Raw genomic sequence first — 17,438 nt, forward strand, 5'->3', positions numbered from 1 at the left:
CCCACACGAACCCGATTGAGGATACAAGCCTTGAGTACACCTGCCATCCTTGCACTCGCAGACGGAAGCCTGTTCCACGGCGTCGCCATTGGCGCCGAGGGAGAAACCAGCGGTGAGGTGGTCTTCAATACCGCCATGACCGGCTACCAGGAGATTCTCACGGATCCGTCCTACGCCCGACAGATTGTCACTCTGACCTATCCTCACATTGGCAATACCGGTATCAACGACGAAGACGTGGAGTCCGACCACATCCAGGCAGCCGGCCTGATCATCCGCGACCTGCCGCTGATGGCCAGCAACTGGCGCAGCCAGAAGACGCTCTCCGAGTATCTGAGTGAAAACGGCAAGATCGGCATTGCCGGCATCGATACCCGGCGCCTGACCCGGATCCTGCGGGACAAGGGCTCCCAGAATGGCGCTATCGTCGCGGGCAAGCATGCCACCGATGACCATGCGCTGGAGCTGGCCAAGGCCTTTCCCGGCCTCAAGGGCATGGACCTGGCGAAGGAAGTCTGCCGGAAAGATACCTGGAGCTGGGACGAGACCGAGTGGGCCCTGGGCGAGGGCTACGGTAAGCGTTCCGAAAGCCGCTTCAAGGTGGTGGCCTGGGATTACGGCGTCAAGAAGAACATCCTGCGCATGCTGGCCAGCCGCGGCTGTGAGCTGACCATCGTGCCGGCACAAACCCCGGCCTCAGAGGTACTGGCGATGAATCCGGATGGCATCTTCCTGTCCAACGGCCCCGGTGACCCCGAGCCTTGCGACTATGCCATTACCGCCATCAGTGAAGTGCTGGAAACAGAGATTCCGGTATTCGGTATCTGCCTGGGGCATCAGCTGCTGGCGCTGGCCAGTGGCGCCAAGACCGTCAAAATGGGTCACGGCCACCACGGCGCCAACCACCCGGTCCAGAACCTGAAAGACGGCACGGTGATGATCACCAGCCAGAACCACGGCTTTGCCGTGGACGAAAACACACTGCCGGACAACGTGGAGGCGACCCACAAGTCCCTGTTCGACGGCACGCTGCAGGGTATCCGACGCACTGACAAGCCGGCGTTCAGCTTCCAGGGTCATCCGGAAGCCAGCCCGGGCCCCCACGACGTGGCCCCGCTGTTTGACGAATTTATCCGGCTGATGGAAGCCCGTACCGCGTAAGCGGTGGTATCCGACACAGCGTCGCCGAAAGGCCCGACGATTCCGAATTTTTGCTGACAGGTTGACTGAGAAATGCCAAAGCGGACCGACATCAAGAGCATCCTGATCCTGGGCGCTGGCCCCATTGTGATTGGCCAGGCGTGTGAATTTGACTACTCCGGAGCCCAGGCCTGCAAGGCCCTGCGCGAAGAGGGTTACCGGGTTATCCTGGTGAACTCCAACCCGGCCACCATCATGACCGACCCGGCCATGGCGGATGCCACCTACATCGAACCGATCACCTGGAAAACCGTCGAGAAGATCATCGAGAAGGAGCAGCCGGACGCCCTGCTGCCTACCATGGGTGGCCAGACCGCGCTGAACTGCGCCCTCGACCTGGAAAAACACGGTATCCTCGAGAAGCACGGTGTGGAAATGATCGGCGCCAACGCCGATACCATCGACAAGGCCGAGGACCGGGACCGCTTCGACAAGGCCATGAAGAAAATCGGCCTGGAGTGCCCCAAGGCGACCATTGCCCACTCCATGGAAGAAGCCTGGAAGGTGGCGGATGACATCGGCTTCCCCTGCATTATCCGCCCGTCCTTCACCATGGGTGGCTCCGGCGGTGGTATTGCCTACAACCGGGACGAGTTCGAGGAAATCTGCACCCGCGGGCTGGACCTGTCCCCCACCAACGAACTGCTGATTGACGAGTCACTGATCGGCTGGAAGGAATACGAGATGGAGGTCGTTCGGGACAAGAACGACAACTGCATCATCGTCTGCGCCATCGAGAACTTCGACGCCATGGGCGTGCACACCGGTGACTCCATAACCGTGGCACCGGCCCAGACCCTCACCGACAAGGAATACCAGATCATGCGGAACGCCTCGCTGGCGGTGCTGCGTGAAATCGGTGTGGAAACCGGCGGCTCCAACGTGCAGTTCGGGGTGAACCCGGACAACGGCCGCATGGTGGTGATCGAGATGAACCCGCGGGTATCCCGTTCCTCGGCACTGGCCTCCAAGGCAACCGGCTTCCCCATTGCCAAGGTGGCGGCCAAGCTGGCCGTGGGTTACACCCTGGACGAGCTGCAGAATGACATCACCGGCGGTGTTACCCCGGCGTCCTTCGAGCCCAGTATCGACTATGTGGTCACCAAGATTCCCCGGTTCACCTTCGAGAAGTTCCCCCAGGCCGATGCCCGCCTGACCACCCAGATGAAATCCGTGGGTGAGGTGATGGCCATTGGTCGTACCTTCCAGGAATCCGTCCAGAAAGCCATGCGTGGCCTGGAAGTGGGCTCCGAAGGCTTCGAGGAAAAAGTCGACCTGGACACCACCGAAGGTCGCGAGGTCCTGATCAAGGAGTTGAACGTACCCGGTGCTGACCGCCTGTGGTTTATTGGTGAGGCCTTCCGGGCCGGCATGACCGTGGACGAGGTGTTCCGCCATACCAAGGTAGACCCCTGGTACTTGGTGCAGATCGAAGACCTGATCCGCGAGGAAGCCGCGCTGAAAACCGCCGGCAAGTCCGACATTGATCGTGACACCCTGTTCCGCCTCAAGCGCAAGGGCTTCTCCGATGGCCGCCTGGCCAAGCTGCTGGGCATTTCCGAGGTGTCCCTGCGCAAGCTGCGCCATGACTTTGATGTGCGCCCGGTGTACAAGCGGGTGGACACCTGCGCGGCGGAGTTTGCTTCCGACACGGCGTACATGTACTCAACCTATGAGGAAGAGTGCGAGGCCGAGCCGTCGGACCGGGAGAAGATCGTTGTTATCGGTGGCGGTCCCAACCGGATCGGCCAGGGCATAGAGTTTGATTATTGCTGTGTGCACGCCGCCCTTGCTATGCGTGAGGACGGTTATGAAACCATCATGATCAACTGCAACCCGGAAACCGTCTCCACCGACTATGACACCAGTGACCGGCTCTACTTCGAGCCGATTACCCTCGAAGACGTGCTGGAAATTGTCTACAAGGAAAAGCCCAAGGGTGTGATTGTCCAGTACGGCGGTCAGACTCCGCTGAAGCTGGCCCGTGGCCTGGAAGCGGCTGGTGTACCCATCATCGGCACCAGCCCGGATGCCATTGACCGGGCTGAAGACCGGGAGCGTTTCCAGCAGATGATTACCCGCCTGGGTCTGAAGCAGCCGGAAAACGCCACCGTACGCAGCCACGAGGAAGGTATCGTCGCGGCCCGGGAAATCGGCTACCCACTGGTGGTACGTCCGTCCTACGTGCTGGGCGGCCGGGCCATGGAAATCGTCTATAACGAAGAAGAGCTGGTGCGCTACATGCGCGACGCGGTGCTGGTCTCCAATGACAGCCCGGTACTGCTGGACCACTTCCTCAACGCCGCTATCGAAATCGACATAGATGCCATCAGCGACGGCAAGGAAGTCGTGATCGGCGGCATCATGCAGCACATCGAACAGGCTGGCGTTCACTCCGGTGACTCCGCCTGTTCACTGCCTCCGTACACCCTGCCGAAAGAGGTGCAGGATGACATGCGCGAAGCGGTCAAGAAAATGGCCCTTGAGCTGGACGTTATCGGCCTGATGAACGTACAGCTGGCCTGGCAGGATGGCGAGATCTACGTGATCGAGGTAAATCCGCGGGCTTCCCGTACCGTGCCGTTTGTCTCCAAGGCGGTGGGTGTCTCCCTGGCCAAGGTTGCCGCCCGTTGTATGGCCGGTACGACGCTGAAAGAGCAGGGCTTCACCCAGGAAATCGTGCCCACGCACTTCTCTGTGAAGGAGTCCGTGTTCCCGTTCAACAAGTTCCCGTCGGTTGATCCCATCCTGGGGCCGGAGATGAAGTCCACCGGCGAAGTTATGGGTATTGGGGACAGCTTCGACGAAGCCTTCGCCAAGGCCGCCCTTGCCGCGGGTGAGCGCCTCCCGGCCAAGGGCACGGCGTTCATTTCCGTAAGGGAAGTGGACAAGTCGGGTGTGGTGAGACTGGCCAGGGACCTGATTGAATCCGGCTTCCGCCTGGTGGCCACGACCGGCACCGCAAAGGAAATCAGCGAAGCCGGCCTCGAGGTTGAGCGGATCAACAAGGTGGGCGAAGGCCGTCCGCACATTGTTGATGCCATCAAGAACGGCAAGGTCCAGCTGATCATCAACACCACTGAAGGTCGCAAGGCCATTGCGGACTCTGCGCAGATTCGCCAGTCGGCGCTGCAGCACAAGGTAACCTACACAACGACGCTGGCCGGGGGCGAAGCCTTCTGCCGCGCGATCAAATTCGGACCCGAGCGGACGGTACGCCGTCTGCAGGAACTGCATTCAGGAAAGTAATTATGACGACTCGAGTACCCATGACCATTGATGGTGAAGCACGCCTCAGGGAAGAGCTTCAGCAGCTCAAGTCCGTCGAGCGCCCCAAGGTGATCCAGGCTATTGCCGAGGCCCGTGAGCACGGCGATCTCAAGGAGAACGCCGAGTACCACGCGGCCCGCGAGCAGCAGGGCTTTATCGAGGGGCGTATCCAGGAAATCGAGAGCAAGCTGTCTGCCGCCCAGGTCATTGATGTCACCACCATTGCGAACACCGGCAAGGTGATCTTCGGTACCACGGTGCATCTGCTGAACGTGGAAACCGACGAGCAGGTAGTCTACAAGATCGTTGGTGAAGACGAAGCGGACATCAAGGCCGGCAAGATCTCCATCTCCTCACCCATCGCCCGCGCCCTGGTAGGCAAGGGCGAAGGCGAAATCGTCGCCATCCGCGTGCCTTCGGGTACCGTGGAGTACGAAATCGAGGAAGTAGAACACATTTGATTGATTAGCCACGGGATCCACAGCCCTTCGACAAGCTCAGGGCGAGCGGGGCGCACGGAAAAACAAAAAAGGCAAAGACGTTATTGGCCATTAAATCCACGAAAACCACGAAAGAAAATTAATGACCCCAAAAGGTCTTGAAGCAAAAAGTGTTTTTGTCTTTTGTTCGTGGTTTTCGTGGCCAAGAAAGCCTTTATCTTTATATTCTTTTTCCGTGTTGTTCCGTGGATTCCGTGGCAAAAACTCAGTTACTCCTGTGACGCCCCGGCGACAGGGGCTTTACATTGCCGGAATCCTGCGGTGGCGGGGTTCCGGTTTTTTCGTTCAGAAGCATCCCCAGCTTTTCATCAATGCCCTCCAGGGCGGCTGCCATTCTGGACAGGGTATTGCCCAGCTCACCGCTGGCGCTGAGCGGTGTCGAGCTATCTGCAGAAGGCTCGAAATCTGCCGAACTGGTGCTGGTGGGAATTTCCGGTGATTTGCCGATGGCCGGTTCGTCACCGAGCAGGTCCTTGCGGATCTCCTTCAGGTCCCGGCGATCCAGCACCTGGCGCTCATCCGAGTAGGCGCACATCATCAGGCCGTCACAAAGCTTGTTGATAACCCGGGGAATCCCGCCGCTCATGGCGAAGATGTCCTTTATCATCGCGTCATCGAACAGGGGCGCTCCCTTGTGGCCGGCTACCAGGAGCCGGTAATCGATGTATTCGCCAGTCTCCTTCTCGGACAGACCTTCCAGGTGGAAGAACAGCTTCACCCGCTGAGACAGTTGCTGGATCTTGCGAATATGGTCCTTCAGCTCCGGCTGCCCCAGCAAAATCACCCTCATGGCGGGCCCGCCAAGTCCTTCCAGGCCGGCCAGCATCCGGATGTCTTCCAGGTTTTCCTTGCTGAGGTTCTGTGCCTCATCTACCGCCAGGACAACGGGCGTACCTGCGTCTGCCATCATCTGCAGGTAGTCCATGATGGCGAACAGCATGGTCACCTTGCTGTCCGTCTCCGCCTTGATCCCTGCCTGGTGCACCAGCAAACGGAAGAAGTCGTCAGACTTCAGGTTGGTGTAGGAGACATGGAGCAGTTTGAGATTGCCATCGAGGCTGCGAATGGTCTTTTTCAGCAGCGTCGTCTTGCCGGAGCCGATTTCGCCACTGATCACCACGAAACCTTCCGGGCTCCAGATGGCGGAATTCATGTAGACAAACGCCCGGGAGTGCTGCTGGCTCATGTAGACAAAGTCGTCTTCCGGCGTCATGCGGAAAGGGTGGCGGCGTAGTCCGAAATGTTCGAGATACATGGGTGCGCGTCCGTGTTAAGTCAGGCCAGGCGTATCATTTCGTTCTGGTGCAGCTTGATCCGGTCGGGCTGGTAGGCCTCATAGCTCTGGCTTACGGTGCCAAAGCTGAAATCCTTCAGCAAGCGCTCAAGCCGCCCGTAACACTTGTCCAGGTTGGTGTAGTGCCGGAAGCGGGAAAACCAGCTGGCGTCGTCGTACCTGGGTTGGTCAGGATCGATTTCCCATGGGTGCAGGTAGAACATCTGCGGCCGGGTGTCCTGGTTGCTCGCCAACCTGAACAAATGGCGGAACACAGGGTAGGGGAACTGTCGGAAATAGCCTCCGCCCGCCGCCGGAATGGTGAGCCGGAAGAGCCTGGCGGTGGTCAGCGGGAATTCCCTCAATGCCGTGCCGTTGCTGGTCTGGATGGTGTAGGGGGTTTTCGGTGAATCCGGGATGCCATAACGGTCATGGTGGATCGGAAAGATACTGGAATCCCAGGTAAAGCCCAGCTCGGCCAGGATGTCGAGCGCCCACAGTGATTCCCGGGTAATGGAGTAACTGGCCGCCCGGTACCCGGTGACCGGCTGCTGGATGATATCTTCCAGAATCAGCTTGGATTTGCGGGTTTCTTCGGCAAACACCGCCGGGGTCTGGTTGTAGATCAGCTGGTGACTGTACCCGTGGGAGGCGATCTCGTGGCCGTGGTCGGCCAGCTTGCGGATCAGTTCCGGGTGGCGTTCTGCCACCCAGCCGAGCACAAAGAAGGTGCATTTGACCTGCTGCCGGTCAAACAGCTCAAGTAGTCGCTCGGTGTTACGTTCTACCCGGGAAGGCAGGGAGCCCCAGTCGTCAGGAGAGATAACGTCAGACAGCGCTGCGACATGGAAATAGTCTTCCACGTCAACGCTCAGGGCGTGCAGGGTGGCGCCATTACCCGCGCGCCGGTTGGTCACTGGCTTGGCTGATTCCGTCATAGGAGGCTCCGTTCTCCGTCTCCCTGAATACCATTCTTGAAACCTGTCCGGATTTCGTATCCGTTCAAATAGTAGCCTTAGCCTACCGGGTTGTCATGGCATTTGCCCGCATCTTTGGAAACAATCCGCTGACACACTGTAAAACGTTGTAAAATACAGTTACAAATTGATACAGAACACCTTGAGATTGTCACAGCCCCGGCGCAGAATAAGTGACAGGAAATTAAGCTTTCAGGCGTCGTCTGACAGATTCGGGTGATGGCAGGTTAGCCCCGGCCTTCTCATCGCGGGGTGCCACGAGTTTTATAGAGACGACAAGGATGTTCGATGTGTCCTATATACGCATCAGAAAACACTATCTGCACCTTCCCTACCTGGTCCTCGGGGGACTGGAGTTTGCAGCACTGTTCGGCACTTTCTATCTGCTCGGATTTGTCCTCGACCAGGTAGGCGCAGCCGAGGCAAACCTCCATACCAGCGCTGGTGCAGCGCTCCTCTTTGCCCTTGTCATGAGCTGCGGCACCCTGGCCATGGGTGTTTATTTCGCCATGGTGCGCGAAGGCTTTGCCTCCATGTTCTTCCGCACCCTGGTGGCCTTCTGCTTCCTGGGCGGCCTGGCCCTTACCATCCTCTATATGCTCATCCCCAACGTCAGTCCGGGCAGTGACAAGCTGTTTTGGGCCGTCCTGCTAGCCATTTTCCTGGTCACTGTCATTCGGCAGGTGTTTCTCAAAGTAGTGGATTCGGACCAGCTGGCCCGCCGGGTGGTCATTTTCGGTGGTGGCGAATTTGCTGAATCCCTGCTGACCGACTATGAAAGAAACTTGAGGGCATCGGGTATTCGCATCATGGGGTGTATCCCTGACTCGGCTGCGCCGCGGGTCGACGCCCGGCATCACCTGCCGGCCCCGACGGACTTCTATCAATTCTGTCGCCAGAACCGGATCTCTGAAATCGTCATCGCCCAGCAGGAACGCCGCAAGAGCGAGGGAGGGCAGTTGCCAGTGGAAGCGCTGATGGAGTGCAAGCTGCGCGGTATCGAAGTAACGGATGCTGTCGCCTTCTATGAACGGGAGCTGAAAAAGGCACGGCTCGAGCTGGTGCACCCGTCCTGGATACTGTTTTCAGATGGTTTCAAAGCGTCCCGTTCCCGGGACCTGACCAAGCGGGTGGTCGACCTGGTCATCAGCCTGATCCTGGCAGTGGTCATGGCCCCTTTCATGTTATTAACGGCACTGGCGATTGTGCTGGAATCCGGCTTTCCGATTCTCTATAGCCAGGACCGGGTCGGTGCCCGGGGCCAGGTGTTCCGTATCTACAAGTTCCGCAGCATGCGCCAGGATGCCGAGAAAGACGGCAAGGCCCGCTGGGCCTCCCAGAATGACAGCCGGGTAACGCGGGTAGGCGCGTTTATCCGTAACACCCGACTGGATGAGCTGCCCCAGCTCTGGAATGTGATCAAGGGGGAAATGAGCTTTGTCGGCCCTCGTCCCGAGCGGCCCGAGTTCGTGGAGCAGCTTAAGGAACAGGTGCCTTTCTATAACACCCGGCATTACGTCAAGCCGGGACTCATGGGGTGGGCCCAGCTGAACTACCCTTACGGAGCGTCCATCGAGGATGCCCGGGGCAAGCTGGAGTACGACCTGTACTACTCGAAGAACCACAGCATCGTGATGGATTTCCTGATTATGATCCAGACCGTTGAGGTGGTGTTATTGGGCAAAGGGGTGCGATAAGCGATATGGACAGCAACAAGATAACAGCACTGAAAACTACCATCCTGGTTTTGCTGGTCAGCATGCTGACTGCTTGTGCAGGAATGCCTGAAGGTGGCAATAACCCGCCGGTGGCCATGGCCGAGCCGGAGGATTACCGGATTGGTGTCGGCGATACGATCTCCGTGCACGTCTGGCGTAACCCGGAACTGACCCGTTCCATTGTGGTGCGTCCGGACGGCAATATTTCCATGCCCCTGATGGGTGACGTGGATGCCGAGGGCATGCGTCCGGAAGAGCTCGCTGATGAGATCACCGTCGGTCTGAGTGAGCTTATTCGTAACCCGGAAGTGACGGTCGTGGTGGATAGCCCTGTCAGTGCCGAATATCGTAACCGGGTGCGCATCACAGGTCAGGTGGGTCAGCCGATCTCCGTGCCCTACCGGCAGGGTATGACGGTCCTTGACCTGGTTCTCGAAGCAGGAGGTCTGACGCCTTTCGCCGCTGGTGACCGGGCGGTCATGCACCGGCAGACGGGTGATGAATACAAGAGTTTTGACCTTGACGTGGAAGCCATCCTGGAAGATGGCAACATGCGCACCAACTACACCGTTCAGCCTGGTGATGTGGTCAGTGTGCCTCGCAAATCACTGTTGCGCGGAGAACTCTGATGGACTGGCGGTACATTCTCGATATGATCAACGCGGTCAAGCTGGAGCTCTACCGCTATCGGGTGCTGGCCGCCATCATCTTCATGTGCGTGACGGCGGGTGTGCTTGGCCTGGGGTACGTGACTCCAAAGACCTACACGTCTGAAGCGCTGTTGTATGCGGACTCCTCCAGTATCTTGCAACCACTGCTGCGGGGCAGTGCCGAGGTCACCCCCCTGGACCGGATTAACGAAGCCCGGGAGATGCTGCAAAGCCGCTCCTATCTGGAGCAGGTGGCGTTTGATGCCGGCCTGCTTAACGGCGGTGAGACGGATAACGAGAAGAGCCAGGTCACCAGTGGGTTGCGCAATGCCCTCAACATGCGGGTATCCAACCGCAACTTTATCGAGCTGAGTTACAGCAGCGACAGCCCGGACAAGTCTTTCCGGCTGCTGAGCGCTGCGCTGAACCGGTTTGTGGAGCGAACATCCAGCAAGAAGCGCTCGGAAAGCCAGGGTGCCTACGAGTTTATCGATGCACAGGTCAGCACCTATCGGCGCCAGCTTGAAGCAGCTGAGGAGCGCCTGAAGCAATTTCGTTCTGACAACCAGGATGGCACCACGTCCAATGTGCAGTCCCGGATTGAACGGTTGCGTGGCGAGATTGAAAACCTGAAGCTCTCCATTCAACAGAGTGAGTCCGAGGTCGCGCTGACTGCGGAGCAGTTAAAGGAAGAGCAGCCCTATCGCACGGTCAGTCGCGGAGGTGGCGCATCGGAGGTGGATCGAAAGATTGCCCAGCTTGAAAGCACTCTCGCGGACCTGCGCCTGAGTTATCACGACAGCCACCCGGATATCGTCTCTGCACTCGGCCAGCTGGAGGATCTTCGCGAACGCAAAGCCCGCGGCGATGTGGGGCGGCGTAGCGCCGGTTCCAGTGATGTGATCGAGAATCCGGTGTACGAACAACTCAGAATCAAGTTGACCGATGCGCAGACGCAACTGGAAGTGCAGCGTAACCGGCTGGCGTCGCTGGAGCGCCTGCTTGATGAGGCCTTTGGGCGTGCCGAGAGGGTGGCTGCCAATGAGGCCGAGCTGGCGGAGCTTACCCGCGATTACAATGTTACCAAGAACGTTTATGAAGACATGCTGGAGCGCCGGGAAAAAGCCCGTCTTTCCATGACCCTGGATGTGGAAGGTCAGGGCGTCAGCTACCGGATACAGGAGCCAGCCTCGTACCCCACTCGATGGGATGGGTTGCAGCTTCACCAGGTCGGAATGGCAGGCCCCTTCCTGGGTGGCACCATGGTGCTGGGCCTGTTGGTGGCGCTGGTGATGTTCGATAACCGGGTTCGCTCCAGTCGCACCCTGTTGACCCAGTTGCCTGGTGATATCCCGGTACTGGCGTCTATCCCTCACTACTCCAGTCGCTGGAAAGAGCGGCTTCTGCGCAAGGACACACTGTTCATCCTCTTCCTGTTGGCGGTCTTTATGGCGGGGTACCTGGCGGTGCTCGTATTCAGCATCCTGGGTATAACGCCACAGCAGATCATGAACACACTTACCGGCCTGTTTGCCGGTCAGGGCGGTTAGCTTCCATGGACAATAACAAACTCTATAACGCGCTGCTGAAAACCCAGGAACGCCAGAAAGCGGAGAGGGCTACCCATGCCCACCCGGAGGCTGCTGAACGTGCTGAGACGGCACCGCCATCTTCCGCCAATGGCTCACGCCTGGAGTCGGCCTTCCTGAAGGAGGCCTGGCTCGAGCAGCAGCGGCATTCCACGCGGGCGGAGCCTGCCGGCCAGCCCGTTTCCGAAGCGCCCCCTAACTGGACCATGGTGGAGGAGGCAGAGGACGACCATCCGCCGTCACTGTATGATTCCTCAATCTCCCTGGACCTGATCAACAATCCGCGGCCGTGGTCACTGGATGAGCTGCGGGATCGCAAGATCATCTATTCCGGAATGCCAAACAAGGCCATTCTGGATGCCTTCCGGGAAATACGGATCAAGTTGCGGGACCGGGCCGGCGCCGTGAACTTCTCCGTACTGGTTTCCTCCCTGGGGAAGTCGGACAACTCGGCCCTGACCGCCTATAACCTGGCGGCCACCTTTGCCATGGATGCCCAGAGCTCCGCCTTGCTGGTGGACTGCAACCCCTGGGACCGCGACCTGGACAACCTGGTGTCATCTTCCATGGGCCGGGGTGTTACCGACTTTGTTGCTGACAAGTCCGTCAAAGTGAAAGATATCATCTACCCCAGCGGCATCGATCGGTTGAGTGTGGTGCCACCGGGCACCCAGGCAAGTTCGGCTGTGGAATTGTTTTCGGCTGTGCGCATGCGGGACCTGATGGGCGAACTGAAAAGCCGCTACCCGGACCGTTTCCTGATTATCAATGCGCCGCCGCTTAAAGCCAGCACGGAAGCCCATATCCTGGTGCGTTACGCTAACCAGGTAGTGCTGGGTGTACCCTTTGGTGAAGTGACTCCGGAAGAGATCGTCGCCTCGGTTGAAACCCTCGGGTCCGAGAAATTCTCCGGGCTGATCTTCCAGCAATGAGGTGGGCCATGGATGTTGCCTTTTACAAACTGTCTGCCACAGCTGTGGTCGTGCCGCTCATGCTGGCGGTTGTGACTTCTGCTTCGGCCCGTGCCGAAGACATCAGCTATACCGCAACCACCACAGTGTTTACCGATGTAACCCACACCGAGCGTGATTCCCGAAACGACACCCGTGGCGGTGCCGGGATCAGCGGAGATGTCGGCGCCAACTGGCTGTCCGGTGCCCACCAGTTCAATGCGCTGTATGGCGGTACCCTGGAAACCGAGCGCAGCAGCCTTGCCACTGGCGACCGGGATAACCTGTCAGTTCGTGGCTCTTCCCGCTATAACTTCTACCAGCCGGGCGGTCGCTTTGACTTCAACGCCGGCCATACCATTCGCTCGGTTCGCAATGACACCGGCTTTACTTTGGACGAATCGGCCTACGATACCCAGAACGCCGTTAATGCGGGCGCTGGTGTCATGTTTTACCCCGGCGAGTTGACCACCCTTCGCCTGGGCGGCCAGGCCGCGAAAACCTGGGCCGAAGACGATGTTCAGGACGGCGAATCCCAGAGCGTTGAAGCCAACCTCTCGCGGCAACTCTCTGAACGCAGCACCTTGTCCCTGACGGGCCGCCGGGCCTGGGAGCACGAAGAAGACCTTGATATCACCCTGGACTCTGCTTCTGTCGGCCTGAACACCCTCCTTGAAAACGGCAGCTTTTCGGCGAGCGTCGGAGCCTCCAGGGCTGAAAGCGATGACTTTGAAAACGATGCCGTCATCGGCTCCATCGCCCGTCAGTGGCAGACCTCCCTCACCAGCACGCGCATCAGCTACGACCGCACCCAGAGCAGCACCCTGCTGGACCTGGCGCTGGCACCGATTCCGGAGCTTGGCATTGAAGACGAGTTTTCGGTCCGGGTGCAGGGAGTGACGCTGAACGACACAGTCACCCTGGTCCACAGCACCCAGAGACTGTGCGACCTGTGTACCCTGAATTTTATCGTTCGGGGCAGTGAAGAAGAAAACGTCCAGACTGGCGAAGAGACCTGGGAATACCTGGCAGGTGCCGGCCTGGGCCTGGCGGTCGCTGAAGACAAAACCGTTGATTTTGACTACCGCTGGCAGGGTGATGCGCTTGAAGAGAGCAGCACCATTGATGACGAGAGGCACCAGTTTACGGTGACTTACCGTCACCGGTTGACCGAACTGGCTTCCTGGGGGGCGGCATTTGATACCGCCTTCACACGGGGCCTGACAGACCAGGATCGCTACCAGGCCCGGGTGTTCTTTACCCTGGGCTGGGATGGTATGGAAAGGGCCTGGTAACGGCAGAAAAGCCAAACCATAAGAACAGGGAAGACGCAGTGTTCGAGAACAGACAAAACATCCGGTTGCCGGCGAATACGCCGCCGCAGCTGATTGTGGTGATCGACACCGAGGAGGAGTTCGACTGGAACGCCGAGCCGGACCCCCAGGCCACTGCCGTCACCGCCATGGACCATATCAACCGTGCCCAGGATATTTTTAATGAGTACGGTATCGCACCCTGCTATGTGGTGGACTACTCCATTGCCAGCCAGGCCCGCAGTGTTGCCCCCCTGAAAGCGTACCTTGATGCAGGGCAGTGTGAGATCGGTGCACACCTTCACCCCTGGGTGAACCCGCCAGTGGAAGAGACCCTGTCCCGTTCCAATATGTATCCTGGCAACCTGCCGGAAGCCCTGGAACGGGAGAAGCTCACAAGACTCCGTGACACCATCGCAGAGAATTTCGGCGCCGCGCCACGCATCTACAAGGCAGGCCGGTACGGTTATGGCCCCAATACCACAGCCATCCTCAATGACCTGGGGTTCGACATTGACCTGTCGGTGTGCCCACCGCTGGATGCCCGTGGCGACGGCGGCCCGGACTACCGTTACTACGACGCCTGGCCCTTCTGGTATGGCCCGGCGGACAAGCGTGTCCTGGAGCTGCCGGTGACCGGTGGATTCGTGGGCTGGGCGGGCAAGCTGTCTCCACCGGTGTTCGACCTGGCCATGGCCTTCCGCAAGCTGAAGGCCCCCGGCATTCTGTCACGGCTGGGCATGGTCGACCGGCTGATGCTTTCCCCGGAGGGGTTCCCCACGGAAGAGCACATCAAGCTGACCCGGGACCTGTACCGCCGTGGCGTTCGCACCTTTACCTGGAGCTTCCACAGCCCCAGCGTCGTGCCCGGCCACACCAGCTATGTGCAGAACGAACAGCAACTGGCGGATTTCCTCGATTCGTTCCGCCGGTTCTTTGATTTCTTTTTTAACGAACTGGGCGGGCAGGCCTCGACCCCCACCCGGCTCAAGTCGCATATGGAGAAGTTTGCATGAAAGTGCTTGGTATTTCGCCACTGGACAAGGACTCAACAGTCTCGATCGTGGAAGATGGTGAGATCCTGTTCGCCGCCGGCGAGGAGCGGTTTTCCCGGGTTAAACAGCAGGACGGCTTTCCACAGCTGGCGCTGGAGAAGGCACTGGAATATACCGGCAGCAAGATGAGCGACTTTGACCAGGTCTGCTACCCGTTCCTGACCTGGGAAAACGAAGCCAAGCTCTTCAACCAGAACCTGGAGGATGAGCGGCAGTTTATCCGTAGTTTTGAGCCGGCGGACCTGAACCGGCAGATCAAGGAAGCACTTACCCGGGTGCCGGATCGTAATGAGCCGATCCATGGACTTGAGCATCCCAATGCCATTATGGAGAAGGGCTTTCTGCACAGCTCGTACTATTCCATGGCGGGGGCCCAGCGACTGGCTTCCAACAATGCCGCGATTAAAGGCTCTCGCCATTGGGGCGAAGGCGCGACTGAATCGTTTCAGATGTGGGAGCAGTCACTGAATCAGGGTCTTCGCGCGATGGGATGGGAAAAGCCCGTCAAGCGCATGGACCACCACCTGTCCCATGCGGCCAACAGTTACCTGGCCAGCGGATTTGAGCGAGCCTTGTGTATCACCCTGGACGGCTATGGCTCAGGCCTTGCCGGCTCTGCGAACGAGGCCCGCGATGGCAAGATCCATCGGTTACATGGTATCAGCTACCCCAACTCCCTGGGCACGCTCTATGAGCATGTCACCTCCAGCCTGGGCTTCAAGCCCAGCCGTCATGAGGGCAAAATCGTTGGCCTTGCATCCTACGGCGATCCGTCCATCCTGGGCGACATCCTGCTTAGCCGTATCCAGCAGGAGCCGGGCGATTACCGGATCTATGAAGCCAACAACGTCTTTTTTTCCCGTTACCTGGCATCCAAGTTCCCGAAGATCGACGTGGCTGCCGCCTATCAGCATGCCCTGGAAGTGGTGGCCACCAATTACGTGCGTTACTGGGTCGAGAAAACCGGTATCGACACGATCGTGCTTTCCGGTGGCGTCACGGCCAACGTCAAGCTGAACCAGCGTCTCTTCGGTATTGAAGGCGTTAACCATATCTTCGTCTACCCGAACATGGGGGACGGCGGCTGCGGTACCGGTGCGGCCCTTTACCATTGCTGGCCGGGTGGCGTTAAGGACTCCATATCCAGCGCCTATTTTGGCCCGGACTACAGCGAAGCCGAGATCGCCGCCGAACTGGAAGCCGAAGACCTTGAATACACCCGCCCCAATAACCTGGCGGCAGAAGTCGCGTCGCTGATCCATAGCGGAGAAGTGGTCGCCCGTTTTGACGGTCGTATGGAATACGGTCCCCGGGCCCTGGGCAACCGTTCGATCCTTTACCACGCCCGTGAGCCGGAAGTGAACCAATGGCTGAACAAGCGCCTGGGCCGCACCGAGTTCATGCCCTTCGCACCGGTAACGCTCTATGAAGCCCGTGAGAAGTGCTACCACAATATTCGCGGTGCCGAGCACAGTGCCGAGTTCATGACCATCACCTTCGACTGCACCGAGTTCATGCGGGAGAACTGCCCGGCAGCCGTGCATGTGGATGGCACGGCCCGGCCCCAGCTGGTCCAGCGTGACGTCAACCCGGGTTATTACGACATCCTCAAGGAATACGAGAAGATCAGCGGTATTCCCAGCCTGATCAATACCAGCTTCAACATGCACGAGGAGCCCATCGTCAATACGCCGCAGGATGCGGTTCGGGCGTTCGTGCAGGGGGCGTTGGATTACCTTGCCATTGGGCCCTTCCTGGTCAAGCAGCCGAACCCGGCCCACTGATCTTACCCGGCGGGCGGAGCAGGACGCTGATGACGACAGGCAAGCTGGAAGTAAGCCAGCAGACGGTAGCCAGCCCGGAGCAACTGCGGGCGGAGTGGGAAGACCTGGAAAGCCGGTCTGCGCCCACGGTATTTCTGTCCTGGCAGTGGTTGGGGCACTGGCTGGAGGTATACGAGCCGGATGCGCGGGTGCTGAGAGTGACCGACAACGGCCGGCTGATTGGCCTTGGCATGGTGGTGGCGTCTGACGAGCGGCGCCACGGCTTGCTTCGCTCCCGGTGTCTGCGTCTGCACCAGACCGGCAGCAGGGTGCTGGACCAGATCTGGATCGAGTACAACGGCTTTCTCGCGGAGCATGGCCGTGACCGGGACGTGTCCTCGGCCTGCCTGGAGTTCCTGGAGGCGCAGCGGGATACCTGGGACGAGTTCGTGGTAGGCGCCATCGATGCAGACGAGGCGGACTTCTACGCCCGCACCATGGGTCTGTTCAAGCATGTCCGCTGGGAGGCGCCTTGTTATGGCGTGGACCTGGACCAGTTACGGCGCAGTGGCCGGCATTACCTGGACACCCTGTCCCGTAATACCCGGTACCAGGTGAACCGCGCCCATCGCCTCTACGAAGAGCGCGGGGCGGTTGAACTGATACGACCGGACAATGTAGACGAGGCGCTTGCCGTTTTTGACAGCATCGGCCCCCGTCACCTGGAGCGCTGGGGCAGTGGGCCGGACCAGAGCGGGTTCGCCAACCCGGACTTTGTGCGCTTTCACCGCAGCCTGATCCGCAGCCAGTGGCCGGAAGGCGGGGTAGACCTGGTATCAGTAAGGGCAGGGGACGATGTGATCGCCTCCTTTTACAACCTGCTGCACAACCAGGTGGTGTATTTCTACCTGGGGGGCATGATGACCGAATCTGACAACAAGCTGAAACCGGGGTTGCTGGGGCACAGTCTGTGCATTGAAGACTACCGGCAGCATGGCTTTCACTACTATGACTTCATGGGTGGCGACGAGCGTTACAAGTCCAACCTGGGGGAGTGCCACCGACAGCTGGTGCAAATTGCGCTGCAGCGGCCCCGTTTCAAACTGAAGCTGGAGAACGCCCTGCGGGAAGCCAAGCACCACTGGCTGGGGGAACACGGAGCTGGTTATGGGCGCTGAGG

13 protein-coding genes are annotated in these 17,438 nt (G+C 59.2%); 11 read left to right on the top strand and 2 right to left on the bottom strand.

The window, feature by feature from the left end:
• Positions 1 to 30 precede the first annotated feature (30 nt).
• The 3 genes from carA to greA all read left to right on the top strand — a co-directional run bounded on the left by carA (position 31) and on the right by greA (position 4,931).
• Positions 31 to 1,161: a glutamine-hydrolyzing carbamoyl-phosphate synthase small subunit gene (gene carA, locus MLC59_RS07515; protein WP_248232924.1), complete on the top strand. Its 1,131-nt coding sequence runs from the start codon at positions 31 to 33 to the stop codon at positions 1,159 to 1,161.
• 72 nt (positions 1,162 to 1,233) lie between these two features.
• A complete protein-coding gene (gene carB, locus MLC59_RS07520; RefSeq protein WP_248232928.1) occupies positions 1,234 to 4,449 on the top strand; it encodes a carbamoyl-phosphate synthase large subunit in 3,216 nt (1,071 codons plus the stop codon).
• Positions 4,450 to 4,451: 2 nt separating this feature from the next.
• On the top strand, positions 4,452 to 4,931 hold the full coding sequence (gene greA / locus MLC59_RS07525; protein ID WP_282450881.1) for a transcription elongation factor GreA: 480 nt from the start codon (positions 4,452 to 4,454) through the stop codon (positions 4,929 to 4,931).
• 244 nt (positions 4,932 to 5,175) lie between these two features.
• On the opposite strand, the gene MLC59_RS07530 is transcribed toward greA, so the two are convergent.
• Both MLC59_RS07530 and MLC59_RS07535 read right to left on the bottom strand, forming a co-directional pair.
• On the bottom strand, positions 5,176 to 6,225 hold the full coding sequence (locus MLC59_RS07530; RefSeq protein WP_248232931.1) for an ExeA family protein: 1,050 nt from the start codon (positions 6,223 to 6,225) through the stop codon (positions 5,176 to 5,178).
• A gap of 20 nt (positions 6,226 to 6,245) precedes the next feature.
• Positions 6,246 to 7,181, bottom strand: coding sequence for an XrtA system polysaccharide deacetylase (locus MLC59_RS07535; RefSeq protein WP_248232933.1), 936 nt, complete (start codon positions 7,179 to 7,181; stop codon positions 6,246 to 6,248).
• Between the two features lie 320 nt (positions 7,182 to 7,501).
• Here MLC59_RS07535 and MLC59_RS07540 point away from each other — a divergent pair, with 320 nt between their 5' ends.
• The 8 genes from MLC59_RS07540 to MLC59_RS07575 are packed head-to-tail and all read left to right on the top strand — an operon-like array spanning position 7,502 to position 17,436.
• Complete coding sequence (locus tag MLC59_RS07540; RefSeq protein ID WP_248232936.1) at positions 7,502 to 8,917, top strand: TIGR03013 family XrtA/PEP-CTERM system glycosyltransferase; 1,416 nt, start codon at positions 7,502 to 7,504, stop codon at positions 8,915 to 8,917.
• 5 nt (positions 8,918 to 8,922) lie between these two features.
• Positions 8,923 to 9,567, top strand: a complete 645-nt coding sequence (locus MLC59_RS07545) for an XrtA/PEP-CTERM system exopolysaccharide export protein (RefSeq protein ID WP_248232939.1) — start codon at positions 8,923 to 8,925, stop codon at positions 9,565 to 9,567.
• Positions 9,567 to 11,138 carry an XrtA system polysaccharide chain length determinant gene (locus tag MLC59_RS07550; protein WP_248232940.1) on the top strand — a complete coding sequence of 524 codons (1,572 nt, stop codon included), beginning with the start codon at positions 9,567 to 9,569 and terminating at the stop codon, positions 11,136 to 11,138. Before MLC59_RS07545 ends, MLC59_RS07550 begins: the two co-directional genes overlap by 1 nt.
• Before the next feature lie 5 nt (positions 11,139 to 11,143).
• Positions 11,144 to 12,109: a P-loop NTPase family protein gene (locus tag MLC59_RS07555; protein ID WP_248232943.1), complete on the top strand. Its 966-nt coding sequence runs from the start codon at positions 11,144 to 11,146 to the stop codon at positions 12,107 to 12,109.
• 8 nt (positions 12,110 to 12,117) lie between these two features.
• Positions 12,118 to 13,422: a hypothetical protein gene (locus tag MLC59_RS07560; RefSeq protein WP_248232946.1), complete on the top strand. Its 1,305-nt coding sequence runs from the start codon at positions 12,118 to 12,120 to the stop codon at positions 13,420 to 13,422.
• A 38-nt stretch (positions 13,423 to 13,460) separates the two neighbouring features.
• Positions 13,461 to 14,456: a polysaccharide deacetylase family protein gene (locus MLC59_RS07565; RefSeq protein WP_248232950.1), complete on the top strand. Its 996-nt coding sequence runs from the start codon at positions 13,461 to 13,463 to the stop codon at positions 14,454 to 14,456.
• Positions 14,453 to 16,279, top strand: coding sequence for a carbamoyltransferase family protein (locus MLC59_RS07570; RefSeq protein ID WP_248232953.1), 1,827 nt, complete (start codon positions 14,453 to 14,455; stop codon positions 16,277 to 16,279). The genes MLC59_RS07565 and MLC59_RS07570 overlap by 4 nt, the downstream gene beginning before the upstream one ends.
• Before the next feature lie 29 nt (positions 16,280 to 16,308).
• Positions 16,309 to 17,436, top strand: coding sequence for a GNAT family N-acetyltransferase (locus MLC59_RS07575; RefSeq protein WP_248232955.1), 1,128 nt, complete (start codon positions 16,309 to 16,311; stop codon positions 17,434 to 17,436).
• The last annotated feature ends 2 nt before the right edge of the window (positions 17,437 to 17,438 follow it).

Source organism: Marinobacter bryozoorum (assembly GCF_023156245.1).
Classification (GTDB): Bacteria; Pseudomonadota; Gammaproteobacteria; order Pseudomonadales; family Oleiphilaceae; genus Marinobacter; species Marinobacter bryozoorum.

Coding starts and splice junctions, on each gene's coding strand:
- MLC59_RS07545 (WP_248232939.1), top strand. CDS start 8,923: ATGGACAGCAACAAGATAACAGCACTGAAAACTACCATCCTGGTTTTG.
- MLC59_RS07575 (WP_248232955.1), top strand. CDS start 16,309: ATGACGACAGGCAAGCTGGAAGTAAGCCAGCAGACGGTAGCCAGCCCG.
- MLC59_RS07540 (WP_248232936.1), top strand. CDS start 7,502: ATGTTCGATGTGTCCTATATACGCATCAGAAAACACTATCTGCACCTT.
- MLC59_RS07550 (WP_248232940.1), top strand. CDS start 9,567: ATGGACTGGCGGTACATTCTCGATATGATCAACGCGGTCAAGCTGGAG.
- MLC59_RS07535 (WP_248232933.1), bottom strand. CDS start 7,181: ATGACGGAATCAGCCAAGCCAGTGACCAACCGGCGCGCGGGTAATGGC.
- carB (WP_248232928.1), top strand. CDS start 1,234: ATGCCAAAGCGGACCGACATCAAGAGCATCCTGATCCTGGGCGCTGGC.
- greA (WP_282450881.1), top strand. CDS start 4,452: ATGACGACTCGAGTACCCATGACCATTGATGGTGAAGCACGCCTCAGG.
- MLC59_RS07570 (WP_248232953.1), top strand. CDS start 14,453: ATGAAAGTGCTTGGTATTTCGCCACTGGACAAGGACTCAACAGTCTCG.
- MLC59_RS07560 (WP_248232946.1), top strand. CDS start 12,118: ATGGATGTTGCCTTTTACAAACTGTCTGCCACAGCTGTGGTCGTGCCG.
- MLC59_RS07530 (WP_248232931.1), bottom strand. CDS start 6,225: ATGTATCTCGAACATTTCGGACTACGCCGCCACCCTTTCCGCATGACG.
- MLC59_RS07555 (WP_248232943.1), top strand. CDS start 11,144: ATGGACAATAACAAACTCTATAACGCGCTGCTGAAAACCCAGGAACGC.